Genomic DNA, 17,329 nt, shown 5'->3' on the forward strand with positions numbered 1-17,329 from the left:
CACTTTTGCTAGGATTGGAATAACCGGCCAAGCAGACAAGCTGGCAAGAAGGGGAACTCAATGACGGTAGGCGTCGGCGTCGACGGTAGACGCATTGGAGTAATGGGTGGAACCTTTGACCCTATTCATAATGGTCACTTGGTGGCTGCTTCCGAGGTGCAGCATCGCTACGGCCTGGATGAAGTAATTTTCGTGCCTACTGCCACTCAGCCTTTCAAGAGGGGGCGGCGGGTAACTATCCCGGAGCATCGCTATTTAATGACTTCCATTGCCACCGCTTCTAATCCGCGTTTTACAGTGTCACGGGTGGATATTGAACGCGGGGAAACTACTTACACGGTGGATACCCTGCGTGATTTGAAACGTGAAAGGCCGGGCTGTCATCTATTTTTTATTACTGGCGCCGATGCTTTGCGGCAAATCATGGATTGGAAAAATGCTGAGGAGCTATTTCAATTGGCGCGATTTGTGGGGGTAACTCGCCCTGGTCACCGCTGGGGCGATACTGATCAGTTACCTGCCGAACGGGTGTCACTGTTGGAGGTGCCCGCGATGGCGATTTCCTCTACCGATATTCGTCAGCGGGTGGCGTCCCGGGCGCCGATCTGGTATTTAACTCCGGATGGGGTGGTGCAATATATTGCGAAATATGGTCTCTATCGGAAGGAAGCCCAGCAATGAGTGAATCAGATTTTCCCACTCGTGTCCCTGGTGAACAGGCGTATTCGCCGATTTCGAAATATGGGCAGATTTCCATTGCCGAACAGCTGGCTCGTCTTGAGGAGATCCGCAATGGAGGACGCCGCCCAGCTTATCGCCCTCAGACCTCGTCCCAAGAGTCGCAATGGGGACAGATTCAAGAAGGTTTTAGCCAGGTAGAAAGCGATTTGTCCCGGCAGTTACGGCAGATGCCCCCGGAGAAGCCTAGCCATCCACAGCGCACCCTCAGTCCCGATCAGGATGGGCGTAGCTGGGTGCAGGAGTATCGCGAAAAGCAGCGGATGCGTAAAGTTGCACAGGAGGCGCGGGCACAGGCCGAAGCGGATTTGCAGCGACTACTTAAAGAACGCGAAGAAGCGCAAGCGCGGGCACAGGAACAAGAGCGTTTAGCCGCTGAGGCAGCGGAGCGTTTACGCAAGTTAGAAGAGGCCGAGCAAGAGGCTTTGCGCACTGCTGCCCGGGAGCAGCAACGCCGCGAACAGCGAGTTTTAGATGCCCAGGTGGCGGAAGAAAAAACTGAAGCCGAGAAAATGGCGGAGCTATTGGAGTCTTTCCAAAATCCCCCGGCTGCACCCGCGGTTCCAGATGTTGCTGAGCCCCCGGCTACGGCATTGCCGGCGGTGCCGATTGTGCACGCACCTGCACCTGAGCAGACGGTGGCAGCACCGGAGTCAGCCCCTGGTGTACCAGTGTCTGCTGAGGAAGTTACCCCACAAGCGCCTGCCATGCCAATGTCCGCCGCACCCCAAACCTTATCGCAGGTATCCGCCCGTCCGACGCCGCCCCCTGCAGTTTCCACACAACATTCGGGGATTACCCCACAGGCACAACCGGTTCCGGGTTCTGCTCAAACTCCTCCACGTATTTTCACTGATCAGCAAGGAGCTGCGGGACATAAACCAGCCGCGAGCTCTGCTGCTACCAGTGGTTTTGATCAACCCAGTGTACTAGCTGCCGGCTCGCCCGATGGTGACACCACCCAACCGATTAAAGTAACCCCCATTGATTCTTTAGCCGATGCCGCTGATGATCGGGCGTTGGCAGATCAGCTAGCTTTGGCCTCTGGAGGCAAACCGGTTTCTCCGCGGGGATCTGCGCCTACAGCTGCACCCGCGCCTTTCACGCCCGCCGCAGCGAGTAAGCCTGCTCCCAGCACGTTGCCCACCCAGTATGCGGCGCCGGCAGCGGAGCTTGCCCAGCAACGCGGCAGCACTCAGCAATATCCTGTCGGTTCGGCTGATAATCTTGATCGCCCGCAGCTGCCAGCTAGTGCAACTACCAGCGTAAATATGCCTGCCGGGATTGCATCTAAAGGTGGTGCGGCAAGCGGAGTTCCCTTAAATATAGCTGCGGCTGGGGCAGGATCTGCTGCCGAGTTATTCCAGCAGGCATTGGCACAAACCCGCCAGGCCGGGGCGACTACGGCCGCCCCTGCTGGTGCAGCTGCAGCAATTGCCTCGAACTTGGCGGCTCCGGCACCCGCGTCGCCCAGGGTTACACCAGCGCCGACGTCTCCCGATGTAACGACCTCTGCAAGTTCTTCCCAGGTAGCAGCGTCGCCGGCAATAGTCCCCACGGCAGCGCCGGTATCACCAGCTAAGCAGCAAGCGGCTCCTTTAGCAGCGCGCACTGGAAGTTTGGCGGAGCAAAGCGGCAACCAGGTTTCTCCGCGTCCGGCTCCGGCACCTCCGGTTACAACTATGCAGCCGTCACCGGGCGCAGCACTTGCTCCCGCTGCCGCGCAACCAGCGCCGACAGTGCAGCCGGCTTCTGCGCCAGCTCCTGTTGCCGGGCAGGCAGCACCGTTAGCTGAAATCGATTTGCCGGCGGCTGCTGCCGATAGGCAAACAGCTCCTGCAGCTCGACCGGTGGTTATGGCTCAACCAACGGCTCCTGCACAGCCCTATCATCCTGCCCCCTCGTCGGTAAAAGCCAGCCCTGCCGGGATTTATGGTGCGCAGGTAAGCCCGATGGCTGCGACTACTGCGGCTCCCGCGCCCTCTGTGCCTACTGTGGCGACTCCTGCAAGCCCGGCTCCTGCAGTGGCTGCTCCGGCGGCTGAGGTTGGGGCAGCTCCAGTACAGGAAGCTGTACCCACTCAGGCAGTTGCTCCGCCAATAACTACCGCGGCGCCCTCGGAAAGTGAAAAGAGTGCTCCGCCATCTACTTCCGAAAGCGAGGAGCCTCCGGAAGAAGAAAAAACCCGGTGGTGGCAGCGGAAGCGAAAAGCAAAAAAAGCTGAGGCCCCGGAGCCGGAGGATACTCGCTACGGGGCGTCGCTAGAATCCAGTGAAGACCAGGGCGAGGAAGAGCCGCTAACATTTATCCAAACGTTCTTGCGTTGGACGTTGCGGCTGTCAATCTTGCTGATTATCGCTTTGGGAATGGTATTGACCATGGATCGCCCGGTTATTTCTCAGACAATGGGGCAGGATATGGTGCAACCCGGTATCGTAGATGAGGTAAGCGTTTTACAGATATAGGAGTTCTTCTTGGTCGATAAGCCTGAACCGCGCCAACTGGCAGAGATAGCTGCCAAGGCTGCCGCCAGCAAACTGGCAACTGATGTGGTAGCCATCGATGTTCATGAGCAAACCATTATCACTGATATTTTCTTGATCTGTTCCGGGGATAATCCGCGGCAGGTGCGGGCAATTATGAACGAGATTGACCACGCCTGTCACGATTGCGGTGCCGACCCGATGACTATCGAGGGCAATGACGAGTTTCGCTGGGTGCTAATGGAATTACCGGGGGTAATCGTCCATATTTTCCTAGCTGAAGAGCGGGAATACTACGGTTTGGAGCGGCTGTGGAATGACTGTCCGCGAATCGATTTGCCGGATTTGGAGGAAGCCGCTCAGGTGGGGAGGGCGCAGGCTCAATCTCCGGACGCGCAGCAGGACGCTGAAAATCTGATTGTTGGTTTAGAGTAGGCGATTCATGGCTACTAAGATTATTTTTTGGCGACACGGTCAAACTGACTATAACCTGCAAGGACGGGTGCAAGGGCAGGTTGATATACCCCTTAACGAGACGGGTATTGCCCAAGCTGAGGCGGCGGCGAAAGAACTGGTGAAAGTAAATCCGGAACGGATTATCTGTTCGGATTTGCGACGCGCTCAGGCAACCGCGCAGGCGCTGGCCGATACTTGCAACCAGGAGATTGCACCGCTGCCGGATGAACGGTTACGAGAACGGGCATTCGGAGATTTTGAGGGACTGTCCGCGAAAGAACTAAAGGCAAGGTTTGCACCGCGTTATGAAGAGTGGCGAGCTACCGGAGAATGCCCGATGGCGGGAGTAGAGTCGCGCGCGGAAGTGGGCTCGCGGGTCGCTAAATGCGTACTTGAATATTTTGAGCAGGTTGAGGGGGTGCTAGTGGTGGTTTCCCACGGTTCGGCGCTTACTCAAGGGCTGGTGAAGATTCTGGGATTGGATCCTGTGGCCTGGCAGGGACTGCGCGGTTTAGATAACTGCCACTGGTCTACGTTGATTCCTTATTCGCGTGAGCCTGGATGGCGTCTGGTCTCCCATAATCTCGGGGTTGCCGATCCTGCCGGCTCGGCGCTGCCTTCCATGGCCTAGTCGCTTTCGGGGCGGTTTACGCTGGCTGAAGGCGGGTATGTCGCAATACACAGGCCAGAGATTTGAAGAAGAGGCACCCTGTTAGTTAGAGTTATTTGGTGCCTACCGAGCAGGATTGCTGCGGTAGAAATAGCTTGGGGCTATAGCGCAGTTGGTAGCGCGCTTCCATGGCATGGAAGAGGTCGCGGGTTCGATTCCCGCTAGCTCCACTAACTGCCTGCTGGAGTTGATACAATTTCGCGCCAGCAGGTTTTGTTTTGTCATTTTGCTCCAAAAATTGCTCGTTTGCTCCAAAATAGGGGTTACGCGAAATTGTTGTGTTGAGCTGGGTAAATAGAAAGCCAGCAACCGAAATGATCGGTGCTGGCTTTCTATTTGGGGAGCTTTCTGGCTATTGCGCTTGTGTGCTGGTTCCGTCTTTCCAGATCACGGTCGCTTTGCCACTTGGTGCTATCTCGATGCGTTGGCACAGGGCGTGGAAGGTGGCGGGGTTAAAGTCGCCTACACTGTCTAGTGTGGTGAGGGTGCGCCGGTAGTGGTTGAGTGTGGCTTTGATGCCTGTGCGCCGTTCAATCTCCGCCGTGGTTGCTTCGTAGGCGGTAATGGTTTCGCGCTGGCGGGTTTCGAGCTGGGTGAAGCGCTGGTGGTAGTCGTCTTGATTTTGGGAGTGATGCGCATTCGCGTTGATAGCTTGCTCGATCAGTTTCGTGGCGATTTCTACTTCAGCAGCTTGCTCAGCAGCTTGGGTTTCCAGCTCGCTAGTGTCGGTGAGTACAGCGGTGAGGAGTTTCCAGTCAATGAGGCCGCGTTGCTCAATGAGCTGGGCGAGCGCGCTCTGGAACATGGCTTGGAGCTGTTCATCGCGCAGGATCGGCATTTTACCTGGGTGAGGTGTAGAGAATTTGTGGTTGCATTGCCAGATGACGGCGCGATACTTGCTTGTGGAGTGCCACGTTTTGCTGCCATAGGCTGCGCCGCAGTGAGCACAGTAAACCTTGCCTGTGAACACTCGCTCGCGTCGGCCGTTACCTCGAGCCGCGAATTCCGCTTGGGTGAGTTCCCAGGTTTCAGGGTCGATGATGGCTGGGTGGGAGTCGGTCACGTAATACTGGGGCACTTCGCCCTCGTTGGTTTTTACAGCCTTGGTGAGGAAATCGACGGTGAAGGATTTTTGTAGCAGAGCATCACCCTTATATTTCTCGTTGGTGAGGATGGATTGGATGGTGGTGTGGCTCCATTTGTGTTTACGGCGAGGGGTCAGAATCCCGTCTGCATCCAATGCTGCGGCAATCTGCGGGATGCTCATGCCTTCGAGGTAGTGGCGGTAGATGCGGCGTACTGTTTCGGCCTGTTCGGGGTTAATGACGGGCTTGCCGCCTGGGCCGCGGTCGTAGCCGAGGAAGTTCTTGAATGGCATATTTACTTTCCCGTCGGCAAAGCGTTTGCGCTGACCCCACGTGACGTTCTCGGAGATGGATCTGGATTCTTCTTGGGCAAGGCTTGACATGATGGTGATGAGGAGTTCGCCTTTGGAGTCGAGGGTCCAGATGTTTTCTTTCTCGAAAAACACCTCCACGCCTTTATCCTTCAACTTCCTCACGGTTGTCAAGGAGTCGACGGTGTTGCGAGCAAACCGGGAGACGCTTTTGGTGACGATCAAGTCGATGCGACCAGCTAAGGCGTCGGAGATCATGCGGTTGAATCCCTCCCGGTGTTTCGTGGAAGTGCCAGAGATTCCTTCATCGGTGTAGATGTCGACGTATTGCCAGCCGTCGTGGTTTTTGATGTAGCGCTCGTAATAATCCACTTGCGCCTCATACGAGTTCGCCTGGTCAGCGTCATCGGTGGAGACGCGAGCATAGCCAGCTACGCGGCGAAGCGAGGGCAAAGCCGTGGGTGAGGTGTGTATCTTTTTGGTGGCAGGGATAGCGGTAATCCGTGGCATCAGGCAGTCACCTCCTCACCGTTGCGGTAGTCAACCGTGGCAGTGTTTCCACTACTGAGGTGGATGGTCAGGAGCCAGTTTGGGCTGGCCTCAATTCGCTCGATCCGATCAACCACCTGCTGGTCGTCCCAAGCATGAAGCCCAAGCAGGCGCTTGATGATGGCGTACAGGTGTTCTTCTCGTAGTTGATGAACATGGCAGGGGTTGCCCTTGCCCTTCGTGGCGGTTTCGCACCACCAGTATTTATAAGTCGAGTGCGCCAAGCGGCGGGTACGCCGATGATAGTTCCTGCCACAGATAGTGCAGGTGATACGGTGCGTAAGAGCGCTACTCCCACCGGTTGGGGTCAAGCCGCGTCCGCCCGTGGCACGCCGCCTAGCTAGCTCTGCCTGGACGGCATCAAAAACGCTACGCTCGATAATCGGTGGGTGGGAGTCTTCCACAATATATTTATCCAGCTCGCCACGATTCAGAGTCGGTGTGTTATCTCCGGCATGAGCACTGAAGTACTGTTGCAAGATTGCGGTACCGATATAGGTGGGGTTTTCCAGCCAATCCCGGGTCACCGAGGCGCGGAACTTGCCGCCAACACGTGAACGCAAACCCTCTTGGTTCATTTGTTTGCAGGTTTTCTCTGGGCTGATCCCTTCAAGAAACTCGCTGAATACACGCCGCACAATAACGGCTTCTTCTTCAACGATGTCGAGCTGGCCGTGGTGGTAGTGGTATCCGTAGAGTTGGCGCGAATGCAACAGCCCATCCTTGTACTTTTTTCTGATGCCCCACTTCGCATTAGCCGAGATAGATTCGGATTCGGCTTGCGCGAACGAGGCTAGTAAAGTGAGGAGGACTTCGCCCTCAGCGTTGGCGGTGTCGATGTTTTCACGTTCAAAACGCACGCTCACCCCAGCGGCTTTCAGGGCTCGCACAGTGGTGAGTAGGTCGACGGTGTTGCGGGCAAACCTGCTAATCGATTTGGTGAGAATAATGTCGATGCTCCCTGCGAGTGCTTGCTCGATCATCTGGTTGAACTCGCCGCGCCCCGAGATAGACGTACCTGTCGTTGCGTAGTCGCTGTAGACCCCGGCGTATTCCCAGCCTGGCGTTGAGCTGATCAGCTTGTTGTAGTAGGAGACCTGAGCAGAGAACGAGTGAGTGAGGCGCTCGGATTCGCGTGAGACCCGCACATACGCCGCCACCCGCGTGAGCTTCAACGCTGCTGGTTTGGGTGGTAGTTTGCGGATTTTCATGCGCGTCTCCTTGTATCACGTTCGGTGTGAACCTTTGCTTCTATACATCACTCTGAAGCCCAGATTTATCCAGCCGCTGCGGCAATAACAGCGCCATAATCGCAGGATGATACGAACCAATGAGAGTATCTCGTATCCGCTGATAATCACCCTGACAGATGGCACCAGCTACGCGGAGTTTTTCGGCAAGTGCGAGCGTGACCCTGCAGACTGCCTCATGTTTCATCTGAACCGCTTTCATGCCGTGCCTCTGTGGGTCACGTAGCAGGCATGGGAGCAATACTTGCGTTTCTTGTTGCCGTAGGCAGTGAATGTGGTTGCGCAGCCAGCGCAGGTGAAAGTATAGATAGCAGTGCGCCTTTTCGCCTCAGGGTGTGCTTTCCACCAGGCACGCCGATGCTCGCTACAACAGAATCGCTGCTTTTTGCCGTCAAGGCGTCGATATAGACGACCCCCACACCACGGGCACCAACCGAGCACATCATCAGGAACACGGGTGGTGCTTGCTGGAAGGTCATTAACAAAACGAAGAACCGATGTTGGTGGCAAACCCAGGATCTGGCTAATGCGCCGATATGGTACGTGGTCAGCGTGCAATCGGCGGATTGCCTTTTGCTCTCTGGTATCAAAACCCATAGCATGCTCCTAACTCGATGAACTTGCTTTCGCTTTAAGCCACCCCAGAAGCCCAATCCGGACGGTCTATTTCTGCGATGGCGCTATACGTCCGTGAAGAAGAGGCGAACCGGATGGGTAGAAACAAAAAAAGAGCCACCCCAGCAAGACGGTGACGTCTCGCCAGAGCGGCTCTTATTCAGCGTGGTTATTCAGTTGTTGCCTTCGGCTGGTTAGCCAAGGATTTGGTTGACTCGGTTTTGTACTTGTTGGTAGCTGTAGCCAGCATTGGTGAGGCGGTTGTAGCGTTCTTGCCCGTTACCCCAATCCCCACGAATCACCTCACGCGCCAGGGTCTCGATGGACTTGCCCGCAGGTTTGGATTTGAGCCCGAGGATTTCGTTGACGCGGGCTTGCACGGCGTCGTAGTTGAACCCGGCCGCGGTGAGTCGCTGGTGGCGGTCATTGCCGTTACCCCACGAACCATTGATGACTTCACGTGCGAGAGTGTCGATGCTCTTGCCACCAGTGGTGGTTGGCTTCGAGGCAGGTGCTGGCGTAGCGGATACTTTGCTGGAGGTCATTTGGTCGTACCAGTAGCCGGCTCTTGCCATGTAAGCGGCGTGTTGGGATCCGGCTATGGAGGCGGGGCATTCGGTTGCGGAAAAGTCGCGGTGTCCGAATATGTTTTTGCCCCAACAGGGTCGGCCGAGCTTGTAGTAGTGACACAGGGCGGCGACCAGGTGTGCCCCGTTTTCTAGGCAGGCATCGGAGATGCGGTAGGGGTGGGTGGATGCGTCTGCGTGTTCGATTCCAATCGAGGTGGTGTTGGCTACCCAATTTCCCGCGTGCCAGGCAGTATCCCGATCCCAGACGAGTTGGCCGATGCGGCCACTGGTTTCTACTTGGTAGTGCGCGGAGGCGGGTCGGGTTTGCCATACGTTCCAGCATCCTTGTATGGAAAGGTTTCCATCGTTGTGGTGCAGGATTATTTTGTTGATGGATCGGCCTTGTCTGCCTTTGGTGAAGTGTTTGTTCATCAAAAGGTTCAGGTCAGCTTCTAGAGTGTTCCAGTTCTTCATTTTGGGTTCTCCGTTTCTTTGTTGGTTGGTTTAGCCGGTGGCCAGGATAAAAAGTGCGAGCAGGTAGATAAGCGGGGTCAGTATCCATGAAAGGAATAAGGCGAAAAGGAGCCAGATCCCGGCGGTAAGTAGCGTTAAGACTGCTAGGAGTGCCAGGAATTTAAGAATTGTTTTCATGGTTTTTCTATTTCGTCGGGGAGGGCGTGTTGGGGCAGATATTTGCCCGGGCTGGTCTGGCCTGCCTGAGGGGTTGGCGGGGAGTATTTATCTGGACTGCTCGCCTTAGCGGGTGGTGTTGAGCTGGTTTTTAAGGCGGGCTGGTTTTGACCGGTTTGCTTGATTGTGTCTAATGCTTGTTTTAGTCCGCCCGGGATCGGCAGACCTAACAGTGCAGCGTTTTCGAGGACGGAGATGCCCTCGTTAGATAGGTAGAAGAAGATGGTGGCGGTGCGTAGCACTCCGGGGGTGCCAAGAATATGCACGTCTAATAAGTGGGCTAGTCCGATGAGGGCGAAGATTAGGATTTTGCGGGCGATACCGCGAAACCCTACCGAGCTGGATAGTTTGTGGGCGTTGATTGCGGCTAGTATTCCGGTGGCGTAGTCGATGATGGTGAAGGCTACGATGGCGTAGAGCAGGGAGTCGGTTCCACCGAGGAAGGCTCCTAGCCAAGCACCTATAGCGGTGATTACGCCTTGGAATAGCGTCCAAATGGTTTTGATAGACAAAATTCTTGCTGTCCTTTCAAAATAGTTAACGGGTTAGCACAAGCGTGGGGGATTGCGGATATAGGAAATGCCTGCACAAGGCAGGCATTGAAACTTCAAACAAGGCGGTGCTATTCGGTTTGTATATATGGGCGCTTTAGGGCTTGCAGCGTGAGGCGGGTGATATCCATAGTGTTTTTTCTAGGTATCACCATTATGGGATTGTCTGTGTTTTTTGTTTTTCCTGGCGGGGCTGGTTTTGGGTCAGAAGGGATCGGGATTATCGCTTGCTCAATCATGAGGTTTCTCCTTTGCTTATGGCTTGTTCTACTGCTTCGCTTAACGCGCAGAATGCTTCTGCTTGTTGCCCGGATAGCTCACCGTCATAGGTTTCTATGAGGCTTTTTACTTCTTGGAGATGGTTTTGGTAGGTAGGCCCAGATACTTCGGCCAGGGAATCGAATAGGCTTTGACGAGCGGCGAAGAATTCTTGGGCTTTTTCTGGGCATGCCAGGGTGAATGTTCCCCCAGCATCGATGCGGGGTTTGCCGTTTTCGTTTAGGGAGGCGTATTGGGTTACCAGTTCGTATTCGTCATCGCTAAAACGCTTGGTGGCCTGCCGTACTAGCTCGAGCAGTTTGGTTCTAGCTCTAGAAGGGCCAGGTTTAAGACTCATAGCGGCTAATAGTTCTGTTAGTCCGGTTAGGTGCTTGTTAGCTATCCAAATTTTCATGATGTATTCCTTTCTTGAATACAGCCTGGTTTAGGCAGTGTTGGTAGACATTGGTTGATACCCGGTGTTATGGAAGTAGGTCCAGGAGATGGTGCCATCCGCTTTGGAGGTTATGGTGCTGATCCATCCCTGGTTAAGCAGCCCGATGAGCCCGTTTACCCGGATCATAAGGTCTGAGAGCCGGTCGAAAAGTCGGGTCATGTTATAGAACGTGCCGTTGGTGACGATCATGACGTCATAGGTGTGGAATACTACTTTGGCTAGCTTTGTCGGCCCGACCCATCCTGGATGCGTGCCCCTATCGGTTAGTACACAATCTTCCAAGGTGACCGATCTGTTTTCGGTGGTATAGAACTTGTAACCATTCGTGCGCAGATCAGCCCCAAGGTGGATGCCAGCCGAATCATAAAACCGTCCCTTTGGGTCTAGGGTCAAACACGTGAAATAGTCCCCGTTTGGAGCGTCTTGGTAGGTCCAGGCAACATAGTCACCCTCGTTGGCTAGCGACGTGGAGATACCCTCTATTTCCTCATGATCCTTTTTATGGCCCCTGCCTAACTGTCCGATATATCGATTCCCGTACCAAAACTGCATCCCGGTACTAGCGATTTTTCCTTCCAGTTCCGAACCGTTATACCAAGAGATCTGGGTGGGGTTGATGCGAATATTACTTGTCCACCCGGCAAGACCAACCTGGATCGCGTTAGCGGAAAGCTTATCTGCCGTAATGGATGCCGCAGCGATCCGGTTGGCGTCAAGCAGACCAGTGGTGATCTTGCTGGCATCTATGTAAGCAATCTTCGCTGAAGTTATTGCAGCGTCGCTAATCATTACTGTTTGGATGTATCCGTTAGCAATCGTGAGCTTATCGCTAGTGATGCTCCCGGCAGCAATCCGCGCGGACGCTAGGGTACCGGTGGTTATTTTATCTGCGGACAGCTCACCGATTTTAGCGTTAGTGATAGCCGCATCGGCAATCATTGCGGTACCGATTACGGCGTCATCTATTGAGGTTTGCCCACTGATGTGTACTTTTGCTGCATCAATCAGCACGGTTTCATTCGACAGATTGATTTGGGTAATAATCTCGGCTCTTTTAACTCTCAGGTTCACGTTGTCTGAAACCATCGTCAAGGAGGAGTTAATGTTTTTGGTTTCATCTGCTACCTGCACTTTGAACGCTTCTAGAGCATTTTGAGTGCTGGTAGCATCCTGGAGAGCTTTTTCGGCTTGAGCTTTTGCAGTCGCTGTATCGCTACTGGTTTTTACTAGCTCGCTTTGGGTTTGTTTAAGGCTTGCTTGGACTTGCTCAACGCTAGCGTTTGCTTGCGCGATCTGGGTTTTAGCTGCTTGCAGGTTCGCCGCCAGTTCGGCTCCGTTCAAATCGGTGGCAAGACTTATCCATCCGGGCTGGCCAGTATCGGTGGCCTTATAGATCCAGATTCCTACTTGCTCACCATTTTCTTTAAACCACACATCCCCAAGCCGGGCGGATACTGGTTGGGTGGTGCCATAGTGGTTGGTGTTTTTCCCGTCCGCGCTAGCTAGCGCAATACTTGCCACCTGCTGGGCTTGGATAGCCTCGCTGCGGGCAGCGGTGATGGTGTGGGTGATGTCGGTGAATTTAGAGGCGGTGCTACCTAGCTCAATGCTTATATATTCTTGGCCAAGCGGGTTGTAGTCATAGGCCAGGACCCGCGAGGTTAACTCCACGCCTAAGTCGCTATGACGTACGGTCACGCTATCACCCAAGGCTAGGGTTTCTACCTCGCGCAGATCTGCGTATTCTTTGGCGGAGGTAAGGTCAACAAATGAAATCTTGTAGGCACAAGATGGCTGATCAACCAGGCCAAGTTTGTACTCGCTTTTGGCTAGGTCGCGCAGCCATGCGTGTGCTTGCTCTAGGGGCAGTTCGTCCTCACGTGGCTTGCCTGGGTCTTTGATGGCCTTGACTTGCCCATAGCGGATTACCTTGATACGCGGCGCAATATAGTCGCTGATGCGAGGGCTGTCCACGTACAGTTCAGGTAGGAGCAGACCGTCGTAACCAACCGGCAAAATCCGGGTAACTATGGTGGTGTAGTCCAGGCTCGATTCGTATCCGGACAGGTTTTTACGATCCCTTATAACCACGCCATGATTAGCACCTATGCGCGGCGCGTGGTGGATATGCCAGTTATCGAAAGTAAGCTCGCCGCCCCAACGCGAAATAAAACTGTTGTCGCTGTCACCTAACAAGGCCGCGCTGAGTGGGGTTCTAACTATGCGGGCAGAGGATCGATGGGAGTTATCAGAACTACTGGCGCTAAAACCGTGCGGGCTATTGGCCGCCCCTAGCAGCTGATCTAGGGCTGCTTTTGCGGTTTTATTTACCACATAGGTGTCAGCGATAAGGTTTGCAGAAAGGTCATAGAACAGGTGATGGGCAACTACTTCGAGCGTCCCGTCAAGGCTGGTGGTGACTTCGCTGATACGAAATCCTTGCCTACCGTTTATTCCTGGAACCGGGGCGGCCACGATGTTTTCTATTACCAACAGGTTCGCTGCTGGCCCATCAAGGGGGTAGGAAAACGTTAGGGAAAACTTTCCGTTTAGTTCCTGAGTGACTTTCGGGTCTATAAGGTGGCGATCTAGCACCGCTAACCCACTGGCAGTGAAATCGTTAGCGCTACGATCGTGAATCGTAATCATCTGGTTAGTCCTTTCTACAAGGTACGCCAGTTACCTTTAACTTCGATTCTTGAAATACCTGTGCCCAGCTCGATGTGGTTAGCACCAGGAGAAAGTTGCGGGAACGGCCCTGAAATCCCATCGGTTTGGGTTTTACCTGCAACGTGGGCTGTAAGCCGGGCAGTATCGATAGTTAATTGCCCGCTAGGAGCACAAACTATCAAAGCAGTATCGTTTATTTTTAGTTCCAACTCCCCGGTACCAAAAACAGTTATTACCGGATCGGAAGCTAAAAGACCAGGATTACTAATCGTGCCCGAAGCGCTCAAAGTTAGCTGTTTAAGCCCGGTTTCCAGGTAGGTAAACGGCTGGCAACAAAGCTCGGCTTCAAACATTACCCAAGTGGCCAGCGAGCCTAGCGCTGGTGATATTTTGACGTGTTTAAGATACCTGAACATGCCAGGCTCACCGCTAAACCCAATCGTGTGGGCCCCAGTCAGCGCGTGAGCGGCTTTGCGGTATGCTTCCAGCCCGCCACGCACCGCTAGTTTCAAAGTTATTTCACTGTCTTGCCACCCTTTAAAGCGGGTAAGAGTACCGGCCCGCCCTGACACCTCAATATCCTCTATCCCCATGGTGGCAGTAGGGATTTCTACAGGTGCGCAAAAACGGATACCCAGGCTTTTAGAGCTAACCTTATGGTCGAGAACAAACCCGTACATTGATTTACACCCCCGCAGCTAGCAGATTGGCTCGCCGAGATATCCGTGATAGTTGCTGATCAATTTTGGGTGCGAGTTTGCCGACCAGCGTCCCATCACTTAAAACAACCTTGATATCCAAACCCTTAAGAATCCGGGTAGCTGTAGCATCTGCTACCCCTTGAACATCAACGCTGCGAGTTTTAGTTTCCTTTTCAGTTTGCGATGTTTGGTTAACCGGGGCAGGGGTGAGATCGGTGCTTGGCAATGACAAATCCTTACTGACCTTGATAGGTACGTTAACCCCGTTAGTTAACTCGCCCATAGCGTCCATGGTGTCTTTTGCCATGTTCGCTGCCGCATCTACAGCCTTATGGCCGCGCGTGGTTATTGCTCCGGCTAGACCAGCAACTAGCATGTCACCAACCCACGCCATTTGCTTAGAAGGAGAATGGATACCGAAAAACCCGAGAATCCCATTCCAGATTGAAGACACCCAGTTAGCGACCCGGTTCCACAACCAGCCCGCTAGTGACTGAATACCCTGCCATAACCCAGAAACCAGGGATGCCCCAGCGTTAATCATCTGTCCGACCCCGCCCATCACTGCTCGAACAATGCCGTAAATAATCCTCGGGATAGCCGAAACGACAGTGCCGATAATGGTCGGTAAAGCCCGTATCAGGCTGGTTAATAGTTGGATGCCAGCTTGTACAAGAAGGGGGATAGCCCCACCAATAGCAGACAGTATGGCAGAGATGATTTGAGGTAAAGCCGCCACAATCGCGTTAATAATAGTTGGTAACGCCCCAATAAGAGCCGTCAACAATTGCACGCCCGCGTTAATCAACTGGGGGATTGCCTGGATGATCGCGCTAAGGATAGAGGTAATAATCAACGGCAAAGCCCCGGTGATAGCGGTAATAATTTCAGGCAAGGCACCAACCAGCGCGGTTAACAGCTGGATACCAGCTTGGATAATCTGGGGGACGGCTCCGATTACGAAAGAAATAATCGCACCAATCAACTCCGGTAGAGCCTCAACAAGCACCGGGATAGCCGCAATTAACCCCTCAGCAAGACCAGTAATTAACTGCAGGGCTGCATCCAAAATAAGTGGCAAATTATCGATGAGCCCCTGGATCATGGTCATCAGCATTTCTACCGCCGCCGGGATCAGTTCCGGTAGAGCCTCGCCGATACCAGCTACCAAGGTGGCGATAATCTGGACCGCTGCCTCCAACAGGCTCGGAAGTGCCTCAATAATTGCTTCCACCAATGCCACAATTAACGTCACGGCAGTGTCTGCCAAGGAAGGCAGAACAGCGATAATGCCCTCCAACAAAGAGGTGAGGATACTCATCCCGGTATCTACCACTTGCGGGAGCTGGCTAGAAATAAACTCCAGGGCTTCCTTCAAGATTTCTCCGAGGGTGTCGATAAAGGCCGGTGCGCCCCCGGTCTCGAACGCTTCGGTGAGTTCATCGACCCAACCATTAACCATCGGCATCACCGTGCCGGCCAAAGCCGTGGTCAAACCTCCAGCAAGTAGGCCTTTAAGGTTATCGACCCCGTCTTTTAGCGTAGCTAGTTGGCCAGAGAAGGTTTTGGATTGGGCATCCATCGCCCCATAAAACCGGCCACCCTCACTTGTGGCACTAGCAAACGCATCCGCAACCATATCCGCACTGATCGCGCCCTTAGCCATCTCTTCTTTGAGCTCACCGATACTTTTACCGGTCTTACGGGAAATCTCCTCTAAAGGGTTGAACCCCGCGTTAATCATCTGGTTCAAATCCTGACCCGTCAGCTTGCCAGTAGAGCTCATTTGAGCAAACGCCAACGTTAGGGATTCGAACTTTCCAGCATCCCCCTGGCTGATATCACCTAACTGTTTGAGGCGTACCTGGGATTCTTCAGCGCTCATGCCGAACCCCATCAACGTTTGGGTGGCCTTGGCTAGATCCTCCATCCCAAATGGAGTACGAGCCGCTTCCAACTTGAGGTTATTAACCAGTTTCTGAGCCTTGGCTTGATCACCCAGCATCGTGGTAAACGAGGTGGTGTATTGCTCCATCCGGGCGTTATAGTCCAAACCATCCTTCATCGCTGAGCCGAAGCCTTTAGCGATACCCGCGATGGCGTGCCCGATAGCTTTAACCCCACCAACAACAGCTTCCGCTGCCAGGCTGGCTTTAAGCACGTCACCAAAAATGCGGGTCTTCGAACTGGTACCGTCCATCTGAGAGCCCAGCTCATCTACAGCATTTTCTAGGTGTCCGGTGTCCTTAGCTGCAGTTTTCGCATCATCACCCGCACCGTCAGCCTCATCGGCAAACTTGGAAAGAGCAGAATTATTCTCTTTAAGCTCACCCTCAAGACCATTCAAAGTCGCCTGAGCGTTATTGAGCTGAATCTGCCAATTCTTCGTCCGAGAATCATTTTCCCCAAAACTGGTAGCAGAGTTATCAAGAGCACTCTTAAGGGTCTGGATCTTGGCTTTTTGCGCCTCAATCTCTTTGCCCAAAACCTGGTTACGAGAAGTCAACGCTGAAGCGGACTTATCGTTCTTATCGAACTGAGAAGCCACCAACTTCATCTCGGATCCCAAAACCCGCATCTCACGATTAATATCCGTGATCGCGCGCTTAAACTCCCGCTCACCCTCAAGGCCAATCTTCAAACCAAAAGACGAATCAGCCATGACGGGATGTCACCTCCTATGGGACACTGGAATTGTCTGGGTTAGCGGATGAAGGGATGAACCATGGAAACGAGTGCAGAAGACACCGAGGAAATGCGGGCGTATGAGCTCGCCGCAGTTCTCGGCGAGTTGGCAGATCATCTACCTCTATCGGACGCCCTCGAAGCAGCGACAATGCAGGAAAGTGGGCGCTGGTGGTTTTCTCAACGAACCCATTTGACAGGCTGTTTAGCAGGCACCGCCCTTAAGGAAAATTGGGAAGGTGCTATTGCTAAAAATATTTGGTGTAATCAGCAAAAGCTCAAGCGCGTGGATGCCAGGCTATGGGTCCTTGAGGCTCTCGGTCTCGTTACCGAAAACGATCGTTATATCCTCGAACACCTTTTGACCATGCATAAAGAAAGAACTGGCGGTCACCAATTCAACAAAAAAGCGTTCGAGTATTTGAATGAACTTTTCCCGTGGGACTTAATCGAGGCAAGAGCAAGAGAACATCAAAGAAATCTCAAGAAAACAGATAAGGCTAGATACCCGCTGGAATTACGTCGTCGATAAACCAGAGGCGAGCAGGTTTGGCTCTGCCTGTTTCGATGCGCCAGCAGTCCACCAGGTCC

Annotated in this window: 14 protein-coding genes and 1 tRNA gene; 6 read left to right on the forward strand and 9 right to left on the reverse strand. The window is 53.7% G+C overall.

Annotated features, from left to right (window positions below):
• Nucleotides 1–60: 60 nt before the first annotated feature.
• The 5 genes from nadD to KO216_RS01260 all read left to right on the forward strand — a co-directional run bounded on the left by nadD (nucleotide 61) and on the right by KO216_RS01260 (nucleotide 4,517).
• Entirely contained in the window at nucleotides 61–681 is a 621-nt protein-coding gene (nadD, locus tag KO216_RS01240; protein ID WP_215522474.1) for a nicotinate-nucleotide adenylyltransferase, read from the forward strand.
• Nucleotides 678–3,203 (forward strand): hypothetical protein, encoded by a 2,526-nt coding sequence (locus KO216_RS01245; protein ID WP_215522475.1) that lies wholly within the window; start codon nucleotides 678–680, stop codon nucleotides 3,201–3,203. The genes nadD and KO216_RS01245 overlap by 4 nt, the downstream gene beginning before the upstream one ends.
• 9 nt (nucleotides 3,204–3,212) lie before the next feature.
• Nucleotides 3,213–3,656: a ribosome silencing factor gene (gene rsfS / locus KO216_RS01250; RefSeq protein WP_215522477.1), complete on the forward strand. Its 444-nt coding sequence runs from the start codon at nucleotides 3,213–3,215 to the stop codon at nucleotides 3,654–3,656.
• 7 nt (nucleotides 3,657–3,663) lie between these two features.
• Nucleotides 3,664–4,308: a histidine phosphatase family protein gene (locus tag KO216_RS01255; protein ID WP_215522479.1), complete on the forward strand. Its 645-nt coding sequence runs from the start codon at nucleotides 3,664–3,666 to the stop codon at nucleotides 4,306–4,308.
• Nucleotides 4,309–4,444: 136 nt separating this feature from the next.
• A tRNA-Ala gene (locus KO216_RS01260) sits at nucleotides 4,445–4,517 on the forward strand.
• A 182-nt stretch (nucleotides 4,518–4,699) separates the two neighbouring features.
• On the opposite strand, the gene KO216_RS01265 is transcribed toward KO216_RS01260, so the two are convergent.
• From KO216_RS01265 to KO216_RS01305, 9 genes are all read right to left on the reverse strand, one after another.
• Nucleotides 4,700–6,253: a recombinase family protein gene (locus KO216_RS01265; RefSeq protein WP_215522481.1), complete on the reverse strand. Its 1,554-nt coding sequence runs from the start codon at nucleotides 6,251–6,253 to the stop codon at nucleotides 4,700–4,702.
• Entirely contained in the window at nucleotides 6,253–7,440 is a 1,188-nt protein-coding gene (locus tag KO216_RS01270; RefSeq protein ID WP_251451711.1) for a recombinase family protein, read from the reverse strand. Before KO216_RS01270 ends, KO216_RS01265 begins: the two co-directional genes overlap by 1 nt.
• Nucleotides 7,441–7,543: 103 nt before the next feature.
• A complete protein-coding gene (locus KO216_RS01275) occupies nucleotides 7,544–7,744 on the reverse strand; it encodes an SHOCT domain-containing protein (RefSeq protein WP_309547322.1) in 201 nt (66 codons plus the stop codon).
• A gap of 607 nt (nucleotides 7,745–8,351) precedes the next feature.
• Nucleotides 8,352–9,200 carry an N-acetylmuramoyl-L-alanine amidase gene (locus tag KO216_RS01280; RefSeq protein ID WP_215522486.1) on the reverse strand — a complete coding sequence of 283 codons (849 nt, stop codon included), beginning with the start codon at nucleotides 9,198–9,200 and terminating at the stop codon, nucleotides 8,352–8,354.
• A 173-nt stretch (nucleotides 9,201–9,373) separates the two neighbouring features.
• Nucleotides 9,374–9,928 carry a phage holin family protein gene (locus KO216_RS01285; RefSeq protein ID WP_215522487.1) on the reverse strand — a complete coding sequence of 185 codons (555 nt, stop codon included), beginning with the start codon at nucleotides 9,926–9,928 and terminating at the stop codon, nucleotides 9,374–9,376.
• Nucleotides 9,929–10,202: 274 nt separating this feature from the next.
• Nucleotides 10,203–10,640 (reverse strand): DUF1617 family protein, encoded by a 438-nt coding sequence (locus tag KO216_RS01290; protein WP_215522488.1) that lies wholly within the window; start codon nucleotides 10,638–10,640, stop codon nucleotides 10,203–10,205.
• Between the two features lie 30 nt (nucleotides 10,641–10,670).
• Entirely contained in the window at nucleotides 10,671–13,331 is a 2,661-nt protein-coding gene (locus tag KO216_RS01295; protein WP_215522489.1) for a phage tail spike protein, read from the reverse strand.
• 14 nt (nucleotides 13,332–13,345) lie between these two features.
• Nucleotides 13,346–14,032: a hypothetical protein gene (locus KO216_RS01300; protein ID WP_215522491.1), complete on the reverse strand. Its 687-nt coding sequence runs from the start codon at nucleotides 14,030–14,032 to the stop codon at nucleotides 13,346–13,348.
• A gap of 4 nt (nucleotides 14,033–14,036) precedes the next feature.
• Nucleotides 14,037–16,715, reverse strand: a complete 2,679-nt coding sequence (locus KO216_RS01305; protein WP_215522493.1) for a phage tail protein — start codon at nucleotides 16,713–16,715, stop codon at nucleotides 14,037–14,039.
• Between the two features lie 63 nt (nucleotides 16,716–16,778).
• Between KO216_RS01305 and KO216_RS01310 the strand changes: the two genes are divergently transcribed.
• Nucleotides 16,779–17,270 carry a hypothetical protein gene (locus KO216_RS01310; protein ID WP_215522495.1) on the forward strand — a complete coding sequence of 164 codons (492 nt, stop codon included), beginning with the start codon at nucleotides 16,779–16,781 and terminating at the stop codon, nucleotides 17,268–17,270.
• Nucleotides 17,271–17,329 lie beyond the last annotated feature (59 nt).

The organism is Varibaculum prostatecancerukia, from assembly GCF_943169825.2.
GTDB classification, from domain to species: Bacteria; Actinomycetota; Actinomycetes; order Actinomycetales; family Actinomycetaceae; genus Varibaculum; species Varibaculum prostatecancerukia.

Coding starts and splice junctions, on each gene's coding strand:
- nadD (WP_215522474.1), top strand. CDS start 61: ATGACGGTAGGCGTCGGCGTCGACGGTAGACGCATTGGAGTAATGGGT.
- KO216_RS01245 (WP_215522475.1), top strand. CDS start 678: ATGAGTGAATCAGATTTTCCCACTCGTGTCCCTGGTGAACAGGCGTAT.
- KO216_RS01255 (WP_215522479.1), top strand. CDS start 3,664: ATGGCTACTAAGATTATTTTTTGGCGACACGGTCAAACTGACTATAAC.
- KO216_RS01265 (WP_215522481.1), bottom strand. CDS start 6,253: ATGCCACGGATTACCGCTATCCCTGCCACCAAAAAGATACACACCTCA.
- KO216_RS01275 (WP_309547322.1), bottom strand. CDS start 7,744: ATGAAAGCGGTTCAGATGAAACATGAGGCAGTCTGCAGGGTCACGCTC.
- KO216_RS01280 (WP_215522486.1), bottom strand. CDS start 9,200: ATGAAGAACTGGAACACTCTAGAAGCTGACCTGAACCTTTTGATGAAC.
- KO216_RS01290 (WP_215522488.1), bottom strand. CDS start 10,640: ATGAAAATTTGGATAGCTAACAAGCACCTAACCGGACTAACAGAACTA.
- KO216_RS01295 (WP_215522489.1), bottom strand. CDS start 13,331: ATGATTACGATTCACGATCGTAGCGCTAACGATTTCACTGCCAGTGGG.
- KO216_RS01300 (WP_215522491.1), bottom strand. CDS start 14,032: ATGTACGGGTTTGTTCTCGACCATAAGGTTAGCTCTAAAAGCCTGGGT.
- KO216_RS01305 (WP_215522493.1), bottom strand. CDS start 16,715: ATGGCTGATTCGTCTTTTGGTTTGAAGATTGGCCTTGAGGGTGAGCGG.
- KO216_RS01310 (WP_215522495.1), top strand. CDS start 16,779: ATGGAAACGAGTGCAGAAGACACCGAGGAAATGCGGGCGTATGAGCTC.